Origin of the sequence: Bradyrhizobium sp. McL0616 (assembly GCF_049993385.1) — a bacterium.
Taxonomy (GTDB): domain Bacteria; phylum Pseudomonadota; class Alphaproteobacteria; order Rhizobiales; family Xanthobacteraceae; genus Bradyrhizobium.
Genome location: NZ_CP188255.1, coordinates 6,061,211 through 6,083,856, shown reverse-complemented (window position 1 = coordinate 6,083,856; position 22,646 = coordinate 6,061,211). Strand labels below are relative to the sequence as shown.

Sequence of the window (22,646 nt, the reverse complement as noted above, 5' to 3'; positions counted from 1 at the left end):
TTATGGAATTATGGAATGCTCGTCAATCCGAAATTGGGCCGACGAGGTCGGTCGTTTGACGGCAAATGCTCCGGCGCCGCAGACGATGCAAAGCGCGCAGCTGCTGATCAGGACGGCCGCATAACTTCCGGTCCAATCGATGCTTGCCGCGAAAGGCAGCGGGCCGAACGCTGCGCCGGCAATGCCGAAGACGAACGACGCGCCCCTGATTGCGCCAAGATGATCGCGGCCGAAATACTGCGCATAGCCGGCGGCGTTGATAGCCTGCTGCGACCCGTACGCCCCACCGAGACTCAGCGCGTACAGCACGCTCACGGCGGCTCCGCTGCCAAACGACGGGAGAGCCGATGCCAGCGCAAGCATGAACATCGCAAGCGGGACCAAGTGCCGCGGTTCGTAGCGATCCACCAGAAATCCGGTACTGAGTGTGGCAACAGCTTGAACGCCTGCAAGTAGCGACAATAATAGCAAGGCGTCGCTATGTGGGATCCCCGCCGTCCGCATGATCGAGAAATGATTGAGCAAGAGAGCGGTGCCGATGGCATTGGTTAGAAAGCCTGCCGCGCACAGCAGCCAGAATACGCCGGTACGGAGCGCCTGTTCGCGCGTAAACGAAGGCTCCTCCCGTGGATGTTCGGCGGCCGGCAGCAGGCCGGCGTCCGTGCTGAGGCCGAATTTTTCCGGCCGATCGCGAAACAGCGCGGCAGCAATCGGCAGAATGGTGAGTGCGACCAGTCCGGCAAGGGCGAGATAGGCGCCTCGCCAGCCGTAGAGCGAGATGAGACCATCGATGAGCTTCGGAAAGACCATGGAGCCGGCCGCGAGCCCAAGACTGGCCGCCGCAGCGGCGATCCCGCGCCGACGCACAAACCAGAGATTGACGACCTGCTGACTGACGAGGCTAAGGCCGCCGATTGCCGCGCCACGCAACAGCGCGAAACCAATCAGCAGCATCATCGCGGTTTGAACTGTCGCCATGAGAGCGCAGGCCACAGCGAGAGCGCCGGCGATGATGGTTGCCGTCAGGCGAGGTCCGCGCCGGTCGATCCAGCGACCGATCACAGGAGCCGGCAGAATTCCCGCAAGCGTTCCTGCTGCATAGGCGATCGAGGCCGATGTACGTGAGATGCCAAGATCAGCGGTGATAGGGTCGAAGAACACAGAGACGCCTGCCGTTTGGCCGGGCAGAGTCATGAACGAACCGAAGGTGCCTGCGCCCAATATGATCCAGCCATAGTGGAGAGCCGACTTTCGGGGGCTCACCATGCGCATCTGGTCAACTCGCCCGGCGCGTTGCCGCCGCCGCCACATCACTGGCAAATCCCTCGCAGCAATGCTCGCGCAAGAACGCGATGACCCCGTCCATGCGATCGTATTGGGCACGGCAGATCACCGTGCGCCCATTTTTTTCCTGGGCAACGAGGCCCGCGTTGACCAACCCGCGCAGATGAAAGGCGAGCGTCGAGGCCGGCACGTCGAGGCGGGTCTGGATATCGGTGATGTTGAGCCCGGGCGGTCCGGCCCGAACCAGCAGCCGATAAATGTCCAGGCGGGTCAAATTGCCTAGTTCGGCCAGGCAGCGTGCGGCGATTTTGCGGTTCACGGATTCCACTTACCGCAAACTTCAAAAAATTACAACTACAATCCTAGTTTTATGGTTTTATAGACCAGCACCGGAAAGTAACGCACCCTTGCTTGCGGTGGCAATTGCGGCATCGCGTGGAATGACTAGAATGGGCCCTGTCTTGCGATCGAGGAAAGCCGGCAATGCAAACGCAATCGGTTATTACGTGTCCGGTCTGTCATCACGAGTCGGCCGAAACCATGCCGACTGATGCCTGCCAGTTCTTCTATGATTGCAAAGGGTGCGGGACCCGGCTCAAGCCGAAGAGCGGCGATTGCTGCGTCTATTGTTCGTACGGATCAGTCCCTTGTCCACCGATCCAGCAGAACGGAAGGTGCTGTTGAGACCAGCGTGAGAAGGCGTCAACTCAGTCTATATTTCCAATATTCTAGAATTACGGTTGACGAGTGGGGCGGCCCGGCGCAATAATGCAAGTCATGAAGATCGACGACGCAGCAGGACGTTTGGAAGCCTTGGGTAACCGGACACGGCTCCAGATTTATCGAGCCTTGGTTCGGGCTGGACAGCCGGGCATGGCGGTCGGCCGCTTGCAGGACAAGCTGAAGATTCCCGCGTCGACGCTATCTCATCACATCAAGTCTCTGGTCGCGGTGGGGCTCATCAGTCAGGTCCGGGAATCCACGACCCTGGTCTGTCATGCGAACTACGACGCAATGCAGGGCCTGGTCGATTTCCTGGTGTCGGAGTGCTGCGCGGACGAAGCCGAGTGCAAGGATACGAAGTCGGCGGCCTGATTTTTTTTGGGTCGACTTATTCGGTGATTCTAGAAATATGGGAGTAGCGGAATGAGCGACGGAAAGACAATTGCCATCATCGGGGCGGGGCCCGTCGGCCTCGCAGCCGCCGCGCATGTGCTCGAGCGTGGGATGTCGCCCGTCGTGCTGGAGGCCGGCCCCGAAGCGGGACACGCGCTTCGCCAGTGGCAGCACGTCCAGCTTTTCTCGCCATGGGAATACAACATCGACAAGGCCGCCGCGCGCCTGCTCGCGTCGACGGGATGGAATTCGCCGGACCCTCAGTCCTATCCGACGGGTGGCGAACTGCTCGACCGATACCTGACTCCGCTTGCGACGAAAACGCCGCTGCGCGATGCGGTCCGGACCTCCAGCCGCGTCTCGGCGATCAGCCGTGTCGGCTTCGACAAGGCGAAGACCAAGGGACGCGAGCAAGCGCCTTTTGAAATACGTTACCAGAACGGCAAGGGCCCCGAAGTGCTGCGCGCGGACGCCGTTATCGATATTTCAGGCACATGGTTCTCCCCCAATCCGGCCGGCGGCAACGGCTTGCCGGCGATTGGCGAGCCTGAGCGCGCTGATCATATCGCCTACGGCATGCCGGACGTGCGGGGTGCCGGCCGTTCCAGATATGCCGGCAAGACCGTTGCGGTCCTCGGCGCCGGCCATTCTGCGGTCGGCACGTTGATCGATCTCGTGCGGCTCGCCGACGAGGCGCCGGGCACGCAAGCGGTCTGGCTCTTGCGCGGCGCTGATCCAGCCAAGGCTTTCGGCGGCGGCCGCAACGACAAGCTCGCCGCACGCGGAGAGCTTGGCACCGTCTTTGCCGCGCTTGTGACCTCCGGAAAGATCGAGGTTGAGACCGAATTCGGGGTCACGCATCTTTCGGCCTCCGAAGGTCGCCTGAAGATCTCGGCCGGCTCCTGCTGTGGTGCGCGAAGCGTGGTCGTGGACGAACTGATCGTGTCGACGGGTTTCCGTCCCGACTTTTCGTTCTTGTCCGAGTTGCGTCTGCGGCTCGATCCGGCCATCGAGGCGCCGGTCGCGCTGGCGCCGCTCATCGATCCCAACGAGCACAGCTGCGGGACGGTGCGCCCGCACGGCGCACGTGAGCTCTCGCATGATGAGCCAGGCTTCTACCTCGCCGGCATGAAGTCGTATGGCCGCGCTCCGACCTTCCTCATGATGACGGGCTATGAGCAGGTCCGCTCGATTGCCGCCGATATCGCTGGCGACAAGGCGGCTGCCGAGAGGGTCGAGCTTGTGCTGCCGGAGACCGGCGTGTGTACGCGCGTTGGCGTCGAGTCAGCGGGGCCCGCAGGATGTTGCGGCGGGCCGGCTAAGGACGAGGCATCGGCATGCTGCGCTGCCGACGAAACCGCCAGGAAGGCCGGCGCCTCGGGGTGTGGTTGTTCATGAAGCAGGTTCTTGCGGACCGGGCTTCAGGTCCGCTCGCCGTCGTGCTCGCGCTAGGCACCACGCAAACCATTGCGTGGGCGTCGAGCTACTATCTTCCGGCCGTGCTTGCCATTCCAATCTCGCGGGATCTCGGTCTCGCGCCGACCTACATATTCGCCGCGCTGTCGGCTGCACTCGTCATCTCCGGACTTGTTGGCCCGCGTGTCGGTCATGCGATCGACAGGTTTGGCGGACGTCGGCTGCTTGCCGTATCGAACGCCATCTTCGCAGCAGGCTTGCTGATGCTGTCCGCTGCCCATGGCGTGGTGTTGCTGATCGCCGCGTGGATGATGCTCGGGATCGGCATGGGCATGGGTCTTTACGAGGCGGCGTTCGCGACGCTTGCGCGCATCTACGGAACGCGCGCTCGAAAGTCGATCACGGGCATCACCTTGATCGCCGGCTTCGCGAGCACCGTCGGCTGGCCGCTCACGACCTGGTTGGATGCCGAGTGCGGTTGGCGTGCGGCCTGCCAGATATGGGCGGCCATTCACGTCTGCCTCGCTCTGCCACTCAATCTTTTGCTGCCACGTGCCATGCCGCTCGAGGAGGTTTCGCGACCGGCTTCAGGAACGAGCCCGCATCCCGAACGCCAGAGCGAGACGTTTGCGATGGGCGTGCTGACCTACATGTTCGCGGCGACGAGCTTCGTCAGTTCGGGCGTGTCGGCAATTCTGCCGTCGATGCTGGTCGCGTTCGGCGCGACGCCGGCCGAGGCCTTGATCGCAGGAACACTGGTCGGCCCGGCCCAGGTCTGCGCCCGCCTTGTCGAAGCAGGATGGCTCAACCGGTTTCATCCGCTGTTGTCGGCGAGGCTCGCCGTGCTGATGAATCCGATCGGTGTTGTCGCGCTGATCGCTGGAGGCTCGTTGTTTGCGCCGGTCTACACCGTCCTCTACGGAGTGGGTAACGGGATCATCACGATCGCGCGTGGCACGCTGCCATTGATGTTGTTTGGGCCTGTGGGATTTGGGAAACGTGTCGGCATGATTTCGCTGCCCGCCCGGCTAACGGGGGCCGCTGCGCCGCTGGCGCTGGGGCTGATGGTGGAGCACATCGCGCGCGGCGCGCTGTGGATCAGCGCGCTCACCTCGGTCTCCGCCTTCTTCGCGCTTCTGCTGCTTCGTGCAAATACGACCACATCACAGCCTCTCAAGGTGGGAGAGCAAAATCCGTAGCTTGAGCGGTCGGTCTTTGATTGCGGTGATGTGCATCGGGCAGGTCGGCAACCTGCTGCCGCATGTGACGCTGTCCGCAAACCTTGCGCAGCACCTGATGCCGGCATGGGGACTCTCCGCCGCGGAAGGCGGCTTGATGGCGAGCGGTTATGCGTTCGGCTACATGCTCGCCGTGCCCTTTCTGGCGACGTTGACCGACCGGATCGATGCGCGGCTCGTGCTTCTCTGGGGCTCGATCGTCAGCGGGCTCGCGACCGCAGCTTTCGGCATCTTCGCGCAAGGGTTCTGGTCGGGTACGGCGATCTGGTGCCTTGCAGGTCTTGGATTTGCCGGTGCCTACATGCCGGGATTGAAGGCGCTGACGGACCGGTTACCCGCCGGCGACACCTCGCGGGCCGTCACGCTGTACACGTCGAGCTTTTCGGTCGGTGTCGGCCTCTCGTTCCTAGTGGCGCAAGTCATTGCTGACAGATGTGGACACTATCACAAAACCAGGAGCGGCGGCATCGCGGGACGTGCTCCGACATGAAAACACCCGCGACGGATTGGTCCGCGCGGGTGTTGAGATCTTTCGATGATGCCATTCTGCCAGTGTTTTGCCCGACGTGTCAAAAGTGCACTCGTGCGCTCGGCAGATTGGTATCGCCGACCGAAGATCGTTAGCCCAATGATTTCAATGCCCCCGCTACTGTGCATGGGGTTGTTTTTCATGTTTTTGTTATGAGCTCGCCGAACCCGCCCGCGCTTACCGCCGTCCGCGCGGCGCTTCGGCCTTGGCGGGCGGCTCGGTCTGCGGCGCGCAGGTCGCGGCTGCAAGCGAGGCCTGCGCCTGCGGCATCAGGCCGGGCTCGGCGGCGAGCGCCTTCATCACGATCAGGCCGGTGGTGCTCGGGGAATCGATGATCAGGCGGTCGGCGGCAGTGACCTCTTCGTCCTCGGGCAACTCGTTGTGCTGAGGCTCCGTCATCAGGTCGAGCTCGATCACCTTCTTGCCCGCCGAGCGGTCGTTGATCGCGTAATAGGCGATCTCGTTGCGGGTGTAGAACGACACCGAGGTGTAGGCCTGGCTCACCGGCACCATGAGCTTGATCGGCCCGCCCGAGAGATCGTAGCGGCAGATCGCCAGCGCAAAGGCCGGGTCCATGAACGGCATCGGCGAGGTGTTGGGGTCGGCGAGGGGAAGCGTGGTGACGCCGTTGAGCTTGGTCATGGGCGTCAGCCGCGAATAGGCGTCCTGCGTCGCGATCCGCGGCAGCGCCAGCACGCTGACGAGATGGACCACGAGGCCCAGTACCACGCCGGCAACGATGGTGAACAACAGCCGGATCATGAGCAGCCCACCGTCGTGATCGTGGGCATCGGCGCGTCGCGCTTGGTGCGCGTCGCGACGCCAACAGGGGTGTCGTAGAGGCGCAGCATCAGCGCGTAGCGCTCGATGCCGCCGGTCGGCAGCCAGTTGCCGGCGCGCGAGCGCGAGGCGATGCGGATCTCGAACGAGCCGTCGGACTGGCGGATGATCTCCTGGCTGGTGAAGCCGTAGCGCTGCAGCGAGTTGGCGACGAGATGGCCCTTGCGGTCATAGAGCGTCAGCGTCCAGAACCGCGCCGGCGGCGTCACACCGGAGACCACGATATCGCAGCGGCCGTCGAGCGCCTTCTTCTTGTCGTCGGCGGTCGCGGTGAAGGCGACGCCGTCGCCGGTGCCGATCGGCAGTTCGCCGTTGCGCACGATGGTGGCGCGCGAATAGGGATCGACGTCGGCGGTGCCGGTGCGCGGGCGCGCGGTCCAGGGCCCGATCGTCAGCGCGCCGATCTCGGTGCCGCGTGTCGTCGTCATCCAGGTCGCGCCGACGCCGACAACGGTCGCGAGCAGAAGGGCCGTCAATGTGATCAGGATCAGCCGCACGGGTTACGATCAGTTCTTGCGAGGGCCGGATGAGTTCGCGTTGTCCTCCGCCGCATAGTTCTGCGGGAAGGCGAGCGCACTCGATGCTGCCGTCGGTTTGGCTTGCTTGGAATCGTCGGCGGCCGACTTGATCGCCGCACTGGCCGCATCGTCCAGGAGCTTCTCGACACGCACCAGGACGTCGGCGCCGCGCTTGGTCAGCACGGGCGGCGGACCGGGCTTGGTCTCCAGCACCTTCGGCGCCGCATTGGCCTGAGCATTCGCGACCTGCTGCGGCGGCAGCTTCTGACCCATGCCGATGCCGGCAATCTCACGGACCTCGACGCCCTGATGGGCCGCGACCATGATGTCGTGCCAGGTCTGGGCCGGCAGCGAGCCGCCGGTCATGCGGTTGGTCGGCGAGTAGTCGTCATTGCCGTACCAGACCGCGCAGGTGAAATTGCCGGTGTAGCCGACGAACCACGCATCGCGATACGCGTTGGTGGTGCCGGTCTTGCCCGCGGTCGGAATGCCGTCAAGCGCCGCGCGGCGCGCGGTGCCTTCGCTGACGACGTGGCTCATCATGCCCGCCATGTCGGAGGCAACGGAGGCCGGAATCGCCTGCTTTGGTTTCGGACCGTCGCGATCCCAGCGCCAGACCAGATCGCCGGCGCCGGTACGCACTTCCAGCACCGAATGCGGCGTGACCGATTTGCCCCGATTGGGGAAGGTCGCGTAGGCGACGGCATGTTCGAGCACGGTGACTTCGTCCGAGCCGATCGGCAGCGACGGCGTATCGGGCAGCGGGGCCTTGAGGCCGAAGCGGCGGGCGACCTCGACGATCTTGGCGCGGCCGATCTTGGCCGGGTTCGGCGCCTTCGGCTGTTCCTTCTGGCCGATCGCAATCGACAGCTTCACCGGCACCACGTTGATCGAGCGCGTGATCGCCTGGGTCAGCGTCACCGCGCCGGAATAGGAATGGCCATAGTTCTGCGGACACCAATTGCCGATGCAGACCGGGCCGTCGACCACGATCGAGTTCGGCGTGAACCCGTTCAGGAGCGCCGTGGTGTAGACGTAAGGCTTGAACGACGAGCCGGGCTGGCGATAGGCGTCGACCGCGCGGTTGAACTGGCTCGCGCCGTAATCGCGGCCGCCGACCATGGCGCGGACGCCGCCGTCGAGATCGGACACCACGGTCGCGGCCTGCGTCGCGTGATAGTCGCGGCCGAACTGGCGCAGCTGGTTCTCGATCGCGTCTTCGGCGGCCTTCTGCACGTTGGTGTCGATCGCGAGGCGCACCACGAAGACGCGCTCGGTGTAGGATTTCGGGAAGGTGTCGACCAGCTTGCGCATCTCGTCGAAGGCGTAGTCGAGATAGTAGTTCGGCGAGGCCTCGTCGCGGCGGTCGACCGCGAAGGCCGGGTTGCGGCGGGCACCGAACACCTGGCCGTCGGTCATGAAGCCGGCATCGACGAGGTTGTCGAGTACGACGTTGGCGCGGGCACGCGCCGCGGGCAGGTTGATGTGCGGCGCGTATTTGGTCGGCGCCTTGAACAGGCCGGCGAGCATCGCCGCTTCCGCGAGCGTCACGTCGCGCGCCGACTTGTTGAAGTAGAAATGCGCCGCGCCGTCGACGCCGAACGTGCCGCCGCCCATATAGGCGCGGTCGAGATAGAGCTTCAGGATCTCGTTCTTGGTCAGGCGCCATTCCAGCCAGACCGCGAGGAACGCCTCGTTGATCTTGCGCTCGATGGTGCGCTCGTTGCTCAGGAACAAATTCTTGGCGAGCTGCTGGGTGATCGAGGAACCGCCCTGGCGGACGCCGCCGGCCTGGGCGTTGGTGACGAGCGCGCGCGCGGTGCCGGCGATGTCGATGCCGAAATGCTCGTAGAAGCGGCGGTCTTCGGTCGCCAGCGTCGCCTTGATCAGCACGTCCGGAAAGTCTTCCAGCGGGATCGAGTCGTTGTGCTTGATGCCGCGGCTGCCGATCGGGTTGCCGTAGCGGTCGAGGAAGCTCACCGCCAGATCGGACTTCTTCAGCCAGTCCTCGTCCGCGGTTTCGCGGAACGCGGGGATGGCGAGGATCAGCATCAGCACCATGCCGCCGAGACCGAGCGTTGCGGCCTCCGACAGCGGCTCGATAAACACCCAGCGCTTCCACCGCCCGACATAGAAGCGATCCATGAAGGTCGAGTAGCGTTCATAGAGCTCGCGGATGCCCTTGCCCGACGAGAATAGCGAGGAGTCGATGCGCGCATCGAGGTCCAGGAAGAAATTCCGGACCCTGGCCTTCCAATGCGGTGGTATAATCTGGCGCACCTAGAACCCTTGAGGCTCGGTTCGAAAGCGTTCAAGCACCCGGCCGGGGCGGCATCGAGACGTCTTGCGGGATTGTTGCGGCAAACCCAAGGCGCCCGGTTCGCGTCCGAGGGGACTTGCTGTTCTTCTAGCCGAGCGTGGCCTATAAACCAATGGTCACGCTCGCGATTTTGAACAACAGGCCTAATTGACCCCGGTTCATTACGGGCCTTGCGGGGGCGTCGCTTGCAGCATCCCTGCCGCACACCCTAGATGGCATTAGCTCAAGTTCTTTCGAATCGTGTTGAGGCGCATGACGGCAGCTCGCAAACGACCTTCAGACCAGGATGGATTCTTCTGGAAAACCAAGACGTTGGAGGAGATGTCGCCAACCGAATGGGAGAGCCTGTGCGACGGCTGCGGCCGCTGCTGCCTCAACAAGCTCGAGGAAGATGGCACCGGCGACATCTATTTCACCGATGTCAGCTGCAAGATGCTCAATGCCTGCACCAGCGGCTGCAAGGATTACACGAATCGCTTCGACTTCGTTCCGGACTGCGTTGTCATGACTCCCGAGAAGGTCCGCACCCTGCCTTGGCTCCCGCCGAGCTGCGGCTACAGGCTCGTCGCCCAGGGCCGCGATCTCTATTGGTGGCACCCGCTGATCTCCGGCGATCCCAATACGGTGCACGAGGCCGGCGTTTCCGTGCGCGGCCGGGTCGAGGGCACCGAGGAACAGATCCCGGACGACGAGCTCGAGAACCACATCGTGCAATGGCCGGGGCAGCTGCCGAAGCGGGCACGCCTGAAACGACGTCCCAAGGTCTGATCAAGGACTGATCCGCCGGCAACTTCGGATCACTTGTTCGGGATGACACCGGGGTGGGATGCTCCCATGCGCCGGGGTGCCTGCCCGAGAAGAACTTTGCTGTCTAAATTGGCTTCGTAGAACGAATCCTTCGCGGCTTTGCGCCGCAACACGAAGTCTCATACGCCCGAAATGAACAAGTTCGCACGGCAGAGCAGCCAAACTGCCGACATCCAGACATTGCCCGACGACATTGCCGAGGAACTGACCCGCCTTCCGGGCGAGGTCATCAGTGTCAGTGATGCACCGTCCCTCGCTCCGCCGGTTCCGTTGTCGCAGGACGAGGTCCGGACCATCGTCATCAGCTTGATGCTGACGATGTTCCTGGCAGCCCTCGACCAGACCATCGTCGCCACCGCGCTGCCGACCATCGGGCGCCAGTTCCACGACGTCTCGAACCTGTCCTGGGTCATCACGGCCTATCTGCTCGCCTCGACCGCGGTTGCACCTGTGTTCGGGACGCTGAGCGACATCTATGGCCGCAAGGCCATGATCATCGTGTCATTGAGCCTGTTCATTGCCGGCTCGGTGCTATGCGCGATCGCGCCGAGCATGCCGATGCTGATTTTGGCGCGCGGCCTCCAGGGGCTCGGCGGCGGCGGTATCATGCCGGTGGTGCAGACCGTGATCTCCGACGTCGTGAGCCCGCGCGAGCGCGGCCAGTACCAGGCCTATTTCTCCAGCGTCTGGATGGTCGGCGGCATTCTTGGCCCCGTCATCGGCGGTGTGTTCGCCGAGCATCTGCACTGGTCGATGATTTTCTGGATCAATCTGCCGCTCGCGGCCGCGGCCCTCGCGCTGCTGCTACCGAAGATGGCGAAGATCCCGGTGTTCCATCGCAAGCGCAAGGTCGACTGGCTCGGTGGCGTGCTGCTGATGGCCTCCGCCGTCGACTTCATGCTGGTGCTGACCTGGGGCGGCACACGCTTCCCGTGGCTGTCGCCGACTGTTCTGTCGATGGTGGGCGGCGCTGTCCTGCTCGCCGTGACTTTCGTGTGGCACGCGCGACGGACGGACGAGCCGTTCCTGCCGCTACTACTGCTCAGCGGTAAGGTCGCGCCGTTCGCGTTGACTGCCGGTGGCTGTGGCCTCGGTGCGATCACGGGCCTTACCGTGCAGCTGCCGCTTTATTACGAGTCGGTCTACCATCTCAGCGCCAGCGAGGCCGGCCTTGCGCTGATACCGCTCGCGGCGGTCTCGACCGTCGGCGCGGCCGTCGCCGGCCGCACGATGGCACGCGCCAAGCACTACAAGCGCGTCGCCATCATCGGTACGTCCTGGGCCGCGCTCTGCGCGCTCGGCCTTACGCTCACGACCCTGCCGCTATGGGGCCTGCTGACGTTGATGGCCGCATTCGCGCTCGGGCTCGGCACGACTTTCCCCGTGTGCGTGGTCTCGCTGCAGAATTCGGTCGCCCGACCGCAAGTCGGCACCATCACCGGCGCGATGAACTTCTTCCGCTCGCTGATGTCCTCGTTCACGGTCGCGGCGTTTGCGGCAATCCTGCTGATCGCGCTCGGCGCCGACGTCCCGCTCGCCGGGGAGCATCATGCCGCCGTCAATGCGATTCCCGCCGACGACATGCGGCACGCGTTCCGCTACGTCTTCGGTGCCGCCACGGCGCTGATGACCACCGCAGCTCTCTGCCTGATCATGATGGAAGAGCGGCCGCTGGCCGGTCCCGCCGTCCCCCCGCCTGTCGAGATGGCGGAGTAGCGATCTCTAGCCGCCGCGGTCGGGATCATCGTCGGCATTGCCCTGAGGCGTCTTCCGTGCGGCCGCAGCGAGGTGGCTCTTCAGCCGCGTCAGCGCCTCGGCAGGCCAGTCATTGACATCGGTGACCGCGACCCAGGCATCGACATAATGCTCGGGTGCGTAGACATGACCGAAGCCCATCGGCGTATTGGTCGCAACCGCCATGTCCAGCGCGAGTTGAAGCATCGTCACGATGGGATACCATCGCAGCTCCGGTGATACGTCCGGGCCGCGCGGCGCATTCATCCAGGCTGGGGCCTGATAAGCATCGCGGTAGGCGAAGAAGGTGATCGCGTCGCTGGCATATTGCAGATAGACGACGCGCATCGGGCCCCAGGGCGTATCCGGCGGCACCGTCGGCCCGTTCTGGTTCATGAAGCGCACGAAGCGGTTGTCGCGGAATTCCGGCAGCCAGGCCGGCGAGCCCTGATTGCGGTTGTCAGTGATCGAGCGCCAGATTCGGCTCGCGAATGGCGGGCCGCTCCACAGCGCGCCGGCAATGGGATCGCCGATCGTCTCGAACAGTTCGGCGGATTTTTCCGAGTTCAGGGCGCCGAGGCTGAGCCCGTGCAAATACAGTTTTGGCCGGGCGTCCTTCGGCAGCGTGATCCAATAGCCGTAGATTTCCGCGAACAGCGCACGCGACGCCTCTGCTCCGTATTCGGGCTGGAAGAGCAGCGACAGCGGGCTGTTCAGATAGGAATACTGCATCGCGACGCTCGCGACATCGCCGTGGTGGAGATATTCGACCGTATCCAACGCGGACGGATCGATCCAGCCGGTGCCGGTTGGCGTGATGACGATCAGGACCTTGCGTTCAAATCCGTGCTGGCGCTTGAGTTCGTCGAGCGCAAGCCTGGCGCGCGCCTGCGCCGTGTCGCCGCTGCCGAGACCCACATAGACCCGCACTGGGTCGCGCGCGGGCCGTCCCGAGACGGCGCCGATGTCGGTTGCGGTCGGACCGGAGGCAATGAATCTGCGCCCCATACGCCCTAGCTCCTTCCACTTCACCAGCGACGCCGAGCTTCCCGTTCTCTCAGAGGCGGTCGGCGGCGGCCGCTCGGGCTCGTGCAAGGCGTCGAGTTCGCGGAAGGACGAATCGAGTGCGCGAAATGCGGTGTTGATCAGGACATTGCTGGCGATCGCCCAGAACAGCAGGGCTGCAACGAGCACGCCGATCACGTTGGCGATCTTCCGCGGAATGACGCGTTGTGTGCGCGCGGCGAGGAAGCGAGCGATGAGCGCGAACAGCCGCCCCAGTACCAGCAGCGCCACAAACGTGACCAGGGCGATGACGCAGACCTTGAGCGGACGCGCCGTCTCGACCGGCGCCATCTTCATGACGGTGCGGATCGCGTTCTGCCATTCGGCGCTGCGCCAAAGAGCGATGATGACGACCAGCACGCAGAAGCCCGCGACCAGCGCATTCGCGATCGATCGCGCGCGCGCCGAGGGCTCTGGCAGCTCGAGATAGTGCCATAGCCGGCGCCACAGCACACCGGCGAGGTAACCGATCGCAAAGCATCCGCCGGCGAGGGCGCCCTGCGTGAGATAGCTGCGCGGAATCAGCGTCGGCGTCAGTGCGGCGGCGAAGAACAGCGCGCCCAGCATGAGGCCGACCCCGGACAGCGAGAGCAATTGTTGCCGAATGAACCATGCGAGATTCATCAAAGCCCCCGAGCGACGCCATCTACTGTCGTTATCACATCCCCAGCGGCCGGAGCCAGCCCGCGCTTTGCCGCCGAAACCCGGCGAGCCTCACGTACCCGGCCGTGACACCTCGGTCTCCTTGCTGGTGATGAACTCCAGGAGCACCGGTATGCCGTCTTTCGTCTTCTGGATGCCGCACTTGATCGCCGGCACGATGTCCTCCGGCTTGGTGACCCGCTCGCCATAGCCGCCGAAGGCGCGCGCCATTGCGGCATAGTCGCCGGAAATGTCGGTCGAGCGATATTTCTCGGTCGAGATCGGCATCACCTTCAATTCGATCGCCATCGAGAAATTGTTGAGCAGGATCGACATGATCGGGATGCGCTCGCGCACCGCGGTCTCGAAATCCATGCCCGTAAACCCAATCGCCGCATCGCCCCAGACATTGATGCAGAGCTTGTCGGGCTTAGCAAGTTTTGCGCCCATCGCGAGCCCGAGGCCGTAGCCGAGCTGCGTCGTCTTGCCCCAGCCGAGATAGGAGAGCGGCTCGACTGCCTTCCAGAACGGCGAAAGCTGGTCGCGCGGGCTGCCGGCATCATGGGTGATGATGGTGTTGCTGATGTCGACGGTGTGCTGGAGATCCCACAGCACCCGATAGGGATTGAGCGGCGCGTCATTGCTGCTGAGTTTCGGCATCCATTTCGCCAGCCATTCCTTGTGCGAGGCCGCGATCTCGGCCGCGACCACTGATGCATCGCGATCCGCGGTGACGGTCTTGCCGATCTCCTCCAGCAGCGCGTCGAGCACGAGCCCGGCATCGCCGACGAGGCCGATCTTCGCCTCGACGTCCTTGTTGAGATGGTTCGGGTCGAGCGTGGAATGGATGATGGTCTTTCCCCTCGGCATCGCAATGCCGAAACTGGTCTCGGTGAAGGAGCAGCCGATGCCGAAGATGACGTCGGCCTCGCCCAAGAATTTTGGCACCGCGCGCGGCACCGCAAGGCCGCCGGAGCCGAGCGAAAGTGGATGCGTTTCCGGAAACGACGATTTGCCCCCTAAGCTGGTGGTGACGGGAATGGCGAGCCGCTCGGCAAGCCGCTTCAGCTGCGGCCAGGCCTGCGCGTAATGCACGCCCTGGCCGGCATAGATCACCGCACGCTTGGCGTTGACGAGCAGCGCCGCCGCTTCCTTCACATGCACGGGGTCGGCGCCGTAGCGGGTGCGCAGCACCGGCGTGTAGTTCAGCGGCTCCGGCACCTCCTCATTCCACATGTCCGCGGGAATCTCGACGATGACAGGGCCGCCGCGGCCGTTCTTCAGCTTGGTGAAAGCGCGGCGGAAGATGTTGACGACCTCGGCGGCCAGGATGATCGGCTCCGATGATTTCGAGAACGCCTTCATCACTTCGCTGGAATTGAAGTTCGGCTCGATATGCGAGAGCCTGCGCTGATAGCCCATCGGCAGCACCAGCACGGGAACGGATTCACCAAAGCATTGCGCGACGCCGCCCATCGCATTCTCCGCGCCGGGCCCATGCTGCATGCAGAACGCGCCGATCGTGCGGCCTGAGCTGACCCGCGAGATCGCATCCGCCATGTGAATGCCGACGCGCTCCTGCCGCACCATCACGGGGCGGATCTCGGCCTTCGCCGCATGCTCGATCAGGTGGTTGACGGGATAACCGCAGAGGATCTCGATCCCCTCGCGCCGCATGATTTCCGCAATCGCGGTGCCGAGCTTCATGGCGTCTCTCTCCCTGGGCGATGCCGGTTGGTCCCGGCTGATTAGGAGAGAGAGGATCAGGAATTTGGAGAGGCGTAAAGCGCGGGCGGGTGAGGGCTGCGGTAGGTCAGCTATGCAGCGCGAGCGTCCAGCCGGTCGAACCAGCTGTTGCATCAGCGCTTCGGTCCGTCGCCTCTTACTTACAGCTCTGGCAGATCATCAGCTTGCGTTTCAGCGCCTCGTCTTCCTGATCGACCGATGGCTGCCCCGCGGTGCCATTTTTCGCTGCGCGTGACCTCACGGGCGGCGTCGCCTGATCCGGCGTGTCATTGTCTTCGCTGCCGACGCTAAAGCCATCATAATCGGTGGAAGGCAATCGCGGAGGCGCGCTGGTCGCCGGTGTCGACGACGCTCTGTCGGACGCTGCCGGGGGATTTTTCGTACCCGCTCGCGGCGGCGATGCTTTGGGCGGGGCAAGCGAAACCGGCGGCGCGACTGAGGTCTGTCCTCTCGCGCTGTCCTGCGACCAGGCGGCAACAACCATGAGGCTGAGAGCCAAGAGCGTCGCGCTTTTCATCTGCATCCTTCAAACAATTTTGGTTCAGCAATTGATAGCACCGTAGCCCGGATAGAGCGAAGCGCAATCCGGGGTCTTCGCTTCCGCAGCCCGGAGTGGACCCCAAAAGTGAGACACGGAAAAAGAGAGACAGTTCTCTAACGGAGGACGGATGTCCTGGCGTCACCTCTGGTCCAGCCGTGCGCGTTTTTCCCGCGCACGGGACTTCGGGTGCCAGCCGGCGCCCGGCCTTCCCTGCGCCCTTCTTTCAAGAGGAGGGCAACAAGTCAGCAAGTTTCGGGCGAAAGCTGCCGCGAGAACGCTGGCATGTGTCCGCAAATTGGAGTGCCAGTTGGATGAGGAGTGCCGTTGCCCACACTCCGTCATTGCGAGCGCAGCGAAGCAATCCAGAATCCCTCAGCGGAGAGACTCTGGATTGCTTCGCTGCGCTCGCAATGACGGGATTGGGGAGCTACTTCATCGCCGTGCTGATCGAGGCGAACTTGTTGCTGAGGAGGACACTGCCCGTGTTGGTCACAGCCGTAACGATTGCGAGCGCGATGCCGGCGGCGATCAAGCCATACTCGATTGCGGTGGCGCCATTTTCATCGGCCAGAAAAGACCTGAGCAAAGTCATCGCCAACTCCTCTTCGTCCGGTTCAATGTATGGTCGCGTCGCTATCAAATCGGCAAATTGATCGACCAGGCTTTTACGCGCATCAAAAATGCAGGTCTGGCTGACCTCGCCCCCTGTGTCTTAAAGTAACAGCCGTTAAACGAAGGTTTCATTGTCCAATTCAAATAGAGGCAATCCGGCCGGCCTCGGGACATCGCATTGGGTGGGGGCATCTGCCCTGTTCTAACGTCGCGCCTCAAGGCGTGATGGTGGGTCCCGGCGCGGCCTTGCGAGGGCGTCTCAGCACGGCTGCGAGGCGTCCGACCAGATAGCTCACCACATGCGGCTGCGATCGCACCGCCGTGTCGGCGATCCGTTCATCCTCGGTCGTGTCGCTCACGATGCCGATGTAGTTCTTTCTGGTGTCCTGCTGCTGCACGGTCGTGCGAACCCTGGCTCAATCGATGGCCGGACCATGGTGCGCGCAAGGGGAATCGACGGTTAATTTTGTCTCCCGTGGGAATACCCGGGTGCGGCGGGATGGTACGGCCGCGCCGAAAGTGATGGTGCCGCTTAACGGATTGTTGAGGCTGTTCGTCAACCGATCGGCAAGCATACCGACCAGGCTCTCATCCGCGCCGGCAATCCGCGTTCAGCGCCCGCAGCATGCCGATGCGGGCAAACATCAGCCAGCCCCCACCGCTCTCCGCAGCATTGATCAATGTCTCGATCGCTGTTTGCCAGCGCAAATCCTGCTGCTCGGCCTCGGGCAGCTGCATGATGTAGTCGGCGGCCTCTTGCAGCGTGCGCAGCCTGCGTCCGCCGTCGAGCGCAATCGGATCGTCGAACGGCGTCGACCAGGGCATCTCAGGCCGCCCAATCGATGAGGGGAGAGATCACGGCGCGATCGATCGATGTGATGCCGTCAGCCCGCCTTCTTCGTCCGGGCTGTCGCGCGCACCGGCTTGTCGGCCTTCTTGGAAGCTTCCTTGGGTGCCGCTTCCTTGGCCGCTGCGTCCTTACCGCCCTTGCCGGAGATCGGCAGCAGCATCTCGCGCTGGCCCTCGACGCGCTTCTTCGGCTTCTTGCCCTTGACGGTCTCTTTCGCGACCTTCGCTGCGGGCGCAGCGTCTTTCTCGTTGGCGATGCTCTTCTTCAGCGCGTCCATCAGATTGATGACGTTGCCGCCAGCCCTAGGCGCAGACTTTGCTGCGATCGGAGCGCCCGAGCGTTTCTTGTTGATGAGGTCGATCAGCGCGGTCTCGTAGTGATCCTCGAACAGCTCGGGCTCGAACGTGCCGGACTTCTTCTCGACAATATGCTTGGCGAGGTCGAGCATGTCCTTTGTCAGCTTCACGTCCTGGATGTCGTCGAAATAGTCCTTCTCGCTGCGCACTTCATAAGGATAGCGCAGCAGCGTGCCCATCAGGCCGCTCTCCAGCGGCTCCAGCGCGATAATGTGCTCGCGGTTGGTCAGCACCACGCGGCCGATCGCGACCTTGTCCATGCTGCGGATGGTCTCACGGATTACCGCAAAGGCGTCGTGGCCGACCTTGCCGTCCGGAACGAGGTAATAGGGGCGGATCAGATAGCGGCTGTCGATGTCGGTCTTCGGCACGAACTCGTCGATCTCGATCGTATGGGTCGAGTCGAGTGCGATGTCGTCGAGCTCGTCCTTGGTGACTTCGATGTAAGTGTCGGTGTCGACCTTGTAGCCCTTGACGATGTCCTCGGAGGTCACCTCGTCACCGGTCTCGGCGTCGACCTTGAGATACTTGATCCGGTGGCCGGTCTTGCGATTGATCTGGTTGAAAGAGACCTTCTCGGTATCCGACGTGGCCGGATACAGCGCGACCGGGCAGGTCACGAGCGAGAGGCGCAAAAAACCCTTCCAATTGGCGCGGGGGGCCATGGGTTACTCCAAACGCAACAGGGACAGCTGACGACGATACCATCCGGGAACACCGAATCATAGCAAGGCGGGCTGCGGAATCTTGCAACTGCGTTAACCGGCCGCCGGGCGCGTGGTTGCTGCCTGGTCCAGCGGCAATGTCCGGAACATCACTTCGGATCGGGCGTTGCTCCCCGACACAGGGCCGCGACGAGATCGCGGCAATCGAGGCGACAGCCAGAGATCGAGGTCACCATGGCAACCACGCGAGAGCAGCGTCCGATCGTCGAAACCGCGACCGAGGCACGCCAGGGCGAACCAGGGCCGTCGGTGGCAGCACTGCTCGCCATTTCGACCGGACTTGCGATCCTGATCCTCGCCGTCGTCTGGTTCGTGTTCTTCCGGACCTGACGGCCAATCGAAAGGACGCTCCTGGACCTTCCGACTCGCCGCGTAACGCGGCACATTGCGCCCGCCATGCCTTCGGCTCGTCCGCTGGCCTGGCGGGCGCAGTCGCATCAGTGCGAGGCGGGTCGCAAATGACCAAAAAGTAACGTATTCCGGTTCCCCGCGTTCATATTCAGTTCACGCCGGAATTGATCATCTGAGGCTGTCATTCATGCGGCCTATTGTTGGAGAGAAGCGTGCGCCTGCTCGTTGTTGAGGACGACCCCGATCTCAATCGCCAGCTCACCAAGGCTCTGACCGACGCCGGTTATGTCGTCGATCGCGCCTTTGACGGCGAGGAGGGACATTATCTCGGCGACAACGAGCCATACGACGCCGTGGTGCTCGACATCGGCCTGCCGAAGAGGGACGGCATCTCGGTGCTGGAGGCCTGGCGCCGCAACGGCCGCACCATGCCGGTCCTGATCCTGACCGCGCGCGACCGCTGGAGCGACAAGGTGCAGGGCTTCGATGCCGGCGCCGACGACTATGTCGCAAAGCCCTTCCATCTGGAGGAGGTGTTGGCGCGCATTCGCGCCTTGCTGCGCCGCTCGACCGGGCACGCCCAGAGCGAACTCAGCTGCGGTCCCGTCACGCTCGACACCAGGACAGGCCGGGTCAGCGTCTCCGGTAATCCTGTCAAGATGACCTCGCACGAATATCGGCTTCTGGCCTACCTGATGCACCATTCCGGCCGTGTGGTCTCGCGCACCGAGCTGGTCGAGCATCTCTACGACCAGGATTTCGACCGCGACTCCAACACGATCGAGGTCTTCGTCGGCCGCATCCGCAAGAAGCTCGACGTCGACATCATCCAGACCGTCCGTGGCCTCGGCTATCTCCTGACGCCGCCGGCGGCTTGAGCCGCGTTTCGAAGTATCTTGGCTTGACGAGCGGCCTGACAGGGGCCTTGGTCCGGTGATGACGTCCGACGCCATGCCACCCCGCGCGCCCGGGATCATTCCGATGCCCGCTAGCTCGCTTGCGAACCGACTGTTCCTGTCGGCGACCGCCTGGCTCGTGGTGATCCTGGCCATTACCGGCGTCGTGCTGTCGTCGGTCTACAAGAACGCCACCGAGCGCGCGTTCGACCGCCGGCTCAATCTCTATCTGCGCACGCTGATTGCTGAGGTCGCCACCCCCGACGAGCCGCCGGACCGCCAGTTCCAGTCGCTCGGCGAGCCCTTGTTCGAGCTGCCGCTATCCGGCTGGTACTGGCAGATCACGCGCACCGACACCGAAAAGCCGGACGTGCGCTCGTCGCGCTCGCTCTGGGACAAGAAGCTGCCGAAGCTGGAAGAGCAGGGCACCGAGCTCACTGCGGCCGGCATCCGGCTCGCTTATGTCGACGGGCCCGAGGGCCAGAATCTGCGGATGGTGGAGCGTCCGGTCGATCTCGGCGCCGACGGCAAATTCCTCGTCAGCGTCGCCGGCGATGCCACCGAGATTTTCGACGAGACGCGCAGCTTCGACTATTATCTCGGCGGCACTTTCACCGCGCTCGGCATCGTGCTGCTGCTGACCACGGTGTTTCAGGTTCGCTTCGGCCTCGCGCCGCTCAAGCGCATCTCGGAATCCATCGCCGACATCCGCTCGGGGCGGGCAGAGCGGCTCGAGGGTGAATTCCCAGTCGAGATCGCGCCTTTGGCGCGCGAGACCAACGCGCTGATCGATGCTAATCGCGAGATCGTCGAGCGCGCGCGCACCCATGTCGGCAATCTCGCGCACGCCATCAAGACGCCGCTCTCGGTCATCGTCAACGAGGCTGGCGCGCACGCCGCCGACCCGTTCGCGGCCAAGGTCATGGAGCAGGCCGGCGTGATGCGCGACCAGCTCGCCCATCATCTGGAGCGTGCCCGCATCGCGGCCAGAGTCTCGGTCGTCGGCACCGTGACGGAGGTTGCGCCTGCCATCGAGGCGTTGCGTCGGACCATGGAGAAGATCCATCGCGACCGCGGCATCGTCGTCGAGGCCAAGGCCGATCCGTCGGCAAAATTCCGCGGCGAGCGGCAGGACCTTGAGGAGATGGTCGGCAACCTCGTCGACAATGCCTGCAAATGGGCCGCCTCGCACGTCTTCATCGAGGTCCTGGTCGAGGCGCCGCTTCAGGCCGGCGCAGGCCCGCGCCTGCGGCTGATCGTCGATGATGACGGCGGTGGTCTCTCGGAGGCCGAACGCGCCCAGGTCTCCCGGCGCGGCCAGCGGCTCGACGAATCCAAGCCCGGATCAGGCCTCGGCCTCTCCATCGTGACCGACCTCGCTGCGCTCTATGGTGGCAGCCTCTCGCTCGGCGGCGCGCCGATCGGGGGCCTGCGGGCCGAACTGGTGCTGCCCGGAATATAATCCCTTGTTCCAGCGAGCCTTTTTGGTCCGGTCGGCGAAATTCCGGTGGCAAACAGGGGTATTCGGACCCACTTCCTCAACGGCTTCTTAAGGCGCGCCCCTCTATGATCGCGCCCGGACGCATCCCACGTCCGCCACTTTACCGTGCATTACCCGGGCGCATGAGCCAGACATCGATCGAGCGGCTGAGAGAATATCTCGCGCAGCTCCCGCCGCAGGCGCAGGCGCTGCTGATGCGGGAGTTCGAGCGCGCGCTTGAGCGCGGCCAGGACACCGCTGTGGCGACCCTCGTGCTCGATCAGTTGCGCAAGATCGTGCGCAAGACCGAGGCCGAAGAGGCCCCACCGCCGCGCACCGACGACCTGTCGCGGCTTCTGTTCCAGGCGCTGGAACCATTCCTCGTCGAGGCCGGCGCCCCGATCCGGGTCGGGCAGATCCGTCGCTCCTCGCTGCATCCGATCTGGCAATGGCTCGGCCGCGACGGCGCCCCGGACAAGGTGACCGAATTCGAGGCCGCGCTGGCGCGCATGCCGGTTGCCGACAGTGCCGGCCAGGTCGAGGCGCTTGCGCAAAAACTCCAGGCGGTGGCGGCGGACGCCATCTTCGCGCTGACGGGGCCGGGCGGCGGCGACAAGTCGCGTGCGCTCGCCCGCGTCGGCCCGCCCAACGTGATCGAGGACCTCTATTCGATCGGGGCGGTGCTCCAGATCCGCGAGGCGATCGGTACACTCAATGAAAAGCTGCCGCGCTTCCTGCGCGCCTTCGGCGATCCACACGTCGCCGCGGTGACGGCTGCGCTCAACATCCCCGTGCTCCAGACACCGCAGATGCTGCCCTTCGCGCTGTCGGTGGTGGTCCAGCGCATGACCGCGCCGTGGCAGATCATTCGCCTCGCCATCAAGATCGCTGCCTCCGATGACGAGATCCGCGTCGCGGCAACCCCCTATGGCGTCGCCGTCACGATGGCGCTGCACGATTTGTCCTGCGTTGCCGCCAATCTGCGCATGGACATCAAGCGCAGCCGTTTCGACACTGTCGCCGACAATCTGAAGGCGCTGCATGACGGCGTGCGCGGCCTGCGCACCGAGCTCGACCTGCGCAACGATTCCGCCTGGGGCAAGCAGCTGACCTCGATCCGGGCAGACATCTCCAATGCCCTGCAATCGGAGATCGATAGCGTTCCCGGCCGCGTTCGCCGCATCCTGCGCCAGCGTGCGGAGAAGGATATTCCACCGGGGGCGCGGATCGACAGCACCGAGGTGGAGGAGACCGTGGCGCTGATCGATTTCGTCGCGACCTGCCGCAACTACGCGAGCGAGCTCGCGATCAACGAGGTGACGCTGCGCACCTATTCCGACCTCCAGCAATATGTGGAACGGTCGACCGAGCAGCTTGTGCAGTCGCTGCGCGCCGCCGATCACAAGGTTCGGACCTACCGGCAGCAGCAGGTTCAGGCCGCGATCCGCTTCTGCGAAGTGCTGTTCGGCGACGATTACGCCTCGCTGATGAGCCGCGCCGCAGAAAACGCGGCGACTGGCGAGCGCAAATCGACGCGCGCCAGCTGATTCAGGCGTATACTTTTGTAATCACAATTTCTG

At 63.9% G+C, this 22,646-nt stretch carries 22 protein-coding genes and 1 pseudogene; 11 read left to right on the top strand and 12 right to left on the bottom strand.

What is annotated here, in order from left to right:
* The gene (locus ACPPVR_RS29455) at window positions 1-1,272 is read right to left on the bottom strand and encodes an MFS transporter (RefSeq protein WP_426610062.1); all 1,272 of its coding nucleotides are present in this window, start codon (window positions 1,270-1,272) and stop codon (window positions 1-3) included.
* Between the two features lie 4 nt (window positions 1,273-1,276).
* Window positions 1,277-1,603, bottom strand: coding sequence for an ArsR/SmtB family transcription factor (locus tag ACPPVR_RS29450; protein WP_426610061.1), 327 nt, complete (start codon window positions 1,601-1,603; stop codon window positions 1,277-1,279).
* A 164-nt stretch (window positions 1,604-1,767) separates the two neighbouring features.
* Here ACPPVR_RS29450 and ACPPVR_RS29445 point away from each other — a divergent pair, with 164 nt between their 5' ends.
* The 5 genes and pseudogenes from ACPPVR_RS29445 to ACPPVR_RS29425 all read left to right on the top strand — a co-directional run.
* Window positions 1,768-1,968, top strand: coding sequence for a GDCCVxC domain-containing (seleno)protein (locus ACPPVR_RS29445; RefSeq protein WP_426610060.1), 201 nt, complete (start codon window positions 1,768-1,770; stop codon window positions 1,966-1,968).
* A gap of 93 nt (window positions 1,969-2,061) precedes the next feature.
* Complete coding sequence (locus ACPPVR_RS29440; RefSeq protein ID WP_426610059.1) at window positions 2,062-2,379, top strand: ArsR/SmtB family transcription factor; 318 nt, start codon at window positions 2,062-2,064, stop codon at window positions 2,377-2,379.
* 51 nt (window positions 2,380-2,430) lie between these two features.
* The gene (locus ACPPVR_RS29435; protein WP_426610058.1) at window positions 2,431-3,798 is read left to right on the top strand and encodes an NAD(P)-binding domain-containing protein; all 1,368 of its coding nucleotides are present in this window, start codon (window positions 2,431-2,433) and stop codon (window positions 3,796-3,798) included.
* The gene (locus tag ACPPVR_RS29430; protein ID WP_426610057.1) at window positions 3,795-5,015 is read left to right on the top strand and encodes an MFS transporter; all 1,221 of its coding nucleotides are present in this window, start codon (window positions 3,795-3,797) and stop codon (window positions 5,013-5,015) included. Before ACPPVR_RS29435 ends, ACPPVR_RS29430 begins: the two co-directional genes overlap by 4 nt.
* Before the next feature lie 28 nt (window positions 5,016-5,043).
* Window positions 5,044-5,493 (top strand): annotated as a pseudogene (locus tag ACPPVR_RS29425) (MFS transporter); the annotation flags it as partial.
* A gap of 267 nt (window positions 5,494-5,760) precedes the next feature.
* On the opposite strand, the gene ACPPVR_RS29420 reads toward ACPPVR_RS29425, so the two are convergent.
* The 3 genes from ACPPVR_RS29420 to ACPPVR_RS29410 are packed head-to-tail and all read right to left on the bottom strand — an operon-like array spanning window position 5,761 to window position 9,221.
* Window positions 5,761-6,345, bottom strand: a complete 585-nt coding sequence (locus ACPPVR_RS29420; protein WP_426610056.1) for a DUF1254 domain-containing protein — start codon at window positions 6,343-6,345, stop codon at window positions 5,761-5,763.
* Entirely contained in the window at window positions 6,342-6,920 is a 579-nt protein-coding gene (locus ACPPVR_RS29415) for a DUF1214 domain-containing protein (RefSeq protein WP_426610055.1), read from the bottom strand. Before ACPPVR_RS29415 ends, ACPPVR_RS29420 begins: the two co-directional genes overlap by 4 nt.
* A 9-nt stretch (window positions 6,921-6,929) precedes the next feature.
* Window positions 6,930-9,221: a transglycosylase domain-containing protein gene (locus tag ACPPVR_RS29410; protein WP_426610054.1), complete on the bottom strand. Its 2,292-nt coding sequence runs from the start codon at window positions 9,219-9,221 to the stop codon at window positions 6,930-6,932.
* Between the two features lie 292 nt (window positions 9,222-9,513).
* Between ACPPVR_RS29410 and ACPPVR_RS29405 the strand changes: the two genes are divergently transcribed.
* Both ACPPVR_RS29405 and ACPPVR_RS29400 read left to right on the top strand, forming a co-directional pair.
* Complete coding sequence (locus tag ACPPVR_RS29405) at window positions 9,514-10,029, top strand: YcgN family cysteine cluster protein (RefSeq protein WP_426610053.1); 516 nt, start codon at window positions 9,514-9,516, stop codon at window positions 10,027-10,029.
* A 171-nt stretch (window positions 10,030-10,200) separates the two neighbouring features.
* Window positions 10,201-11,784 carry an MDR family MFS transporter gene (locus tag ACPPVR_RS29400; protein ID WP_426610052.1) on the top strand — a complete coding sequence of 528 codons (1,584 nt, stop codon included), beginning with the start codon at window positions 10,201-10,203 and terminating at the stop codon, window positions 11,782-11,784.
* Window positions 11,785-11,790: 6 nt separating this feature from the next.
* Here ACPPVR_RS29400 and ACPPVR_RS29395 read toward each other — a convergent pair whose 3' ends face one another.
* The 7 genes from ACPPVR_RS29395 to ACPPVR_RS29365 form a co-directional block, all read right to left on the bottom strand.
* Window positions 11,791-13,491 carry an alpha/beta hydrolase gene (locus tag ACPPVR_RS29395; protein WP_426610051.1) on the bottom strand — a complete coding sequence of 567 codons (1,701 nt, stop codon included), beginning with the start codon at window positions 13,489-13,491 and terminating at the stop codon, window positions 11,791-11,793.
* Between the two features lie 90 nt (window positions 13,492-13,581).
* Entirely contained in the window at window positions 13,582-15,369 is a 1,788-nt protein-coding gene (locus tag ACPPVR_RS29390) for a thiamine pyrophosphate-requiring protein (protein ID WP_426610050.1), read from the bottom strand.
* Between the two features lie 22 nt (window positions 15,370-15,391).
* Window positions 15,392-15,571, bottom strand: a complete 180-nt coding sequence (locus tag ACPPVR_RS29385; RefSeq protein ID WP_426610049.1) for a hypothetical protein — start codon at window positions 15,569-15,571, stop codon at window positions 15,392-15,394.
* A gap of 652 nt (window positions 15,572-16,223) precedes the next feature.
* Complete coding sequence (locus ACPPVR_RS29380; protein WP_426610048.1) at window positions 16,224-16,388, bottom strand: Flp family type IVb pilin; 165 nt, start codon at window positions 16,386-16,388, stop codon at window positions 16,224-16,226.
* 235 nt (window positions 16,389-16,623) lie between these two features.
* Window positions 16,624-16,806, bottom strand: coding sequence for a hypothetical protein (locus tag ACPPVR_RS29375; protein WP_426610047.1), 183 nt, complete (start codon window positions 16,804-16,806; stop codon window positions 16,624-16,626).
* Between the two features lie 190 nt (window positions 16,807-16,996).
* Complete coding sequence (locus ACPPVR_RS29370) at window positions 16,997-17,233, bottom strand: hypothetical protein (protein ID WP_426610046.1); 237 nt, start codon at window positions 17,231-17,233, stop codon at window positions 16,997-16,999.
* 59 nt (window positions 17,234-17,292) lie between these two features.
* On the bottom strand, window positions 17,293-18,279 hold the full coding sequence (locus ACPPVR_RS29365; protein WP_426610045.1) for a Ku protein: 987 nt from the start codon (window positions 18,277-18,279) through the stop codon (window positions 17,293-17,295).
* A gap of 234 nt (window positions 18,280-18,513) precedes the next feature.
* Here ACPPVR_RS29365 and ACPPVR_RS29360 point away from each other — a divergent pair, with 234 nt between their 5' ends.
* The 4 genes from ACPPVR_RS29360 (at window position 18,514) to ACPPVR_RS29345 (ending at window position 22,613) form a co-directional block, all read left to right on the top strand.
* Window positions 18,514-18,669, top strand: coding sequence for a hypothetical protein (locus ACPPVR_RS29360; protein ID WP_426610044.1), 156 nt, complete (start codon window positions 18,514-18,516; stop codon window positions 18,667-18,669).
* 233 nt (window positions 18,670-18,902) lie between these two features.
* Complete coding sequence (locus ACPPVR_RS29355; RefSeq protein ID WP_426610043.1) at window positions 18,903-19,568, top strand: response regulator transcription factor; 666 nt, start codon at window positions 18,903-18,905, stop codon at window positions 19,566-19,568.
* Between the two features lie 103 nt (window positions 19,569-19,671).
* Window positions 19,672-21,048 (top strand): ATP-binding protein, encoded by a 1,377-nt coding sequence (locus ACPPVR_RS29350; protein ID WP_426610042.1) that lies wholly within the window; start codon window positions 19,672-19,674, stop codon window positions 21,046-21,048.
* Window positions 21,049-21,209: 161 nt separating this feature from the next.
* Window positions 21,210-22,613: a hypothetical protein gene (locus tag ACPPVR_RS29345; protein WP_426610041.1), complete on the top strand. Its 1,404-nt coding sequence runs from the start codon at window positions 21,210-21,212 to the stop codon at window positions 22,611-22,613.
* Window positions 22,614-22,646 lie beyond the last annotated feature (33 nt).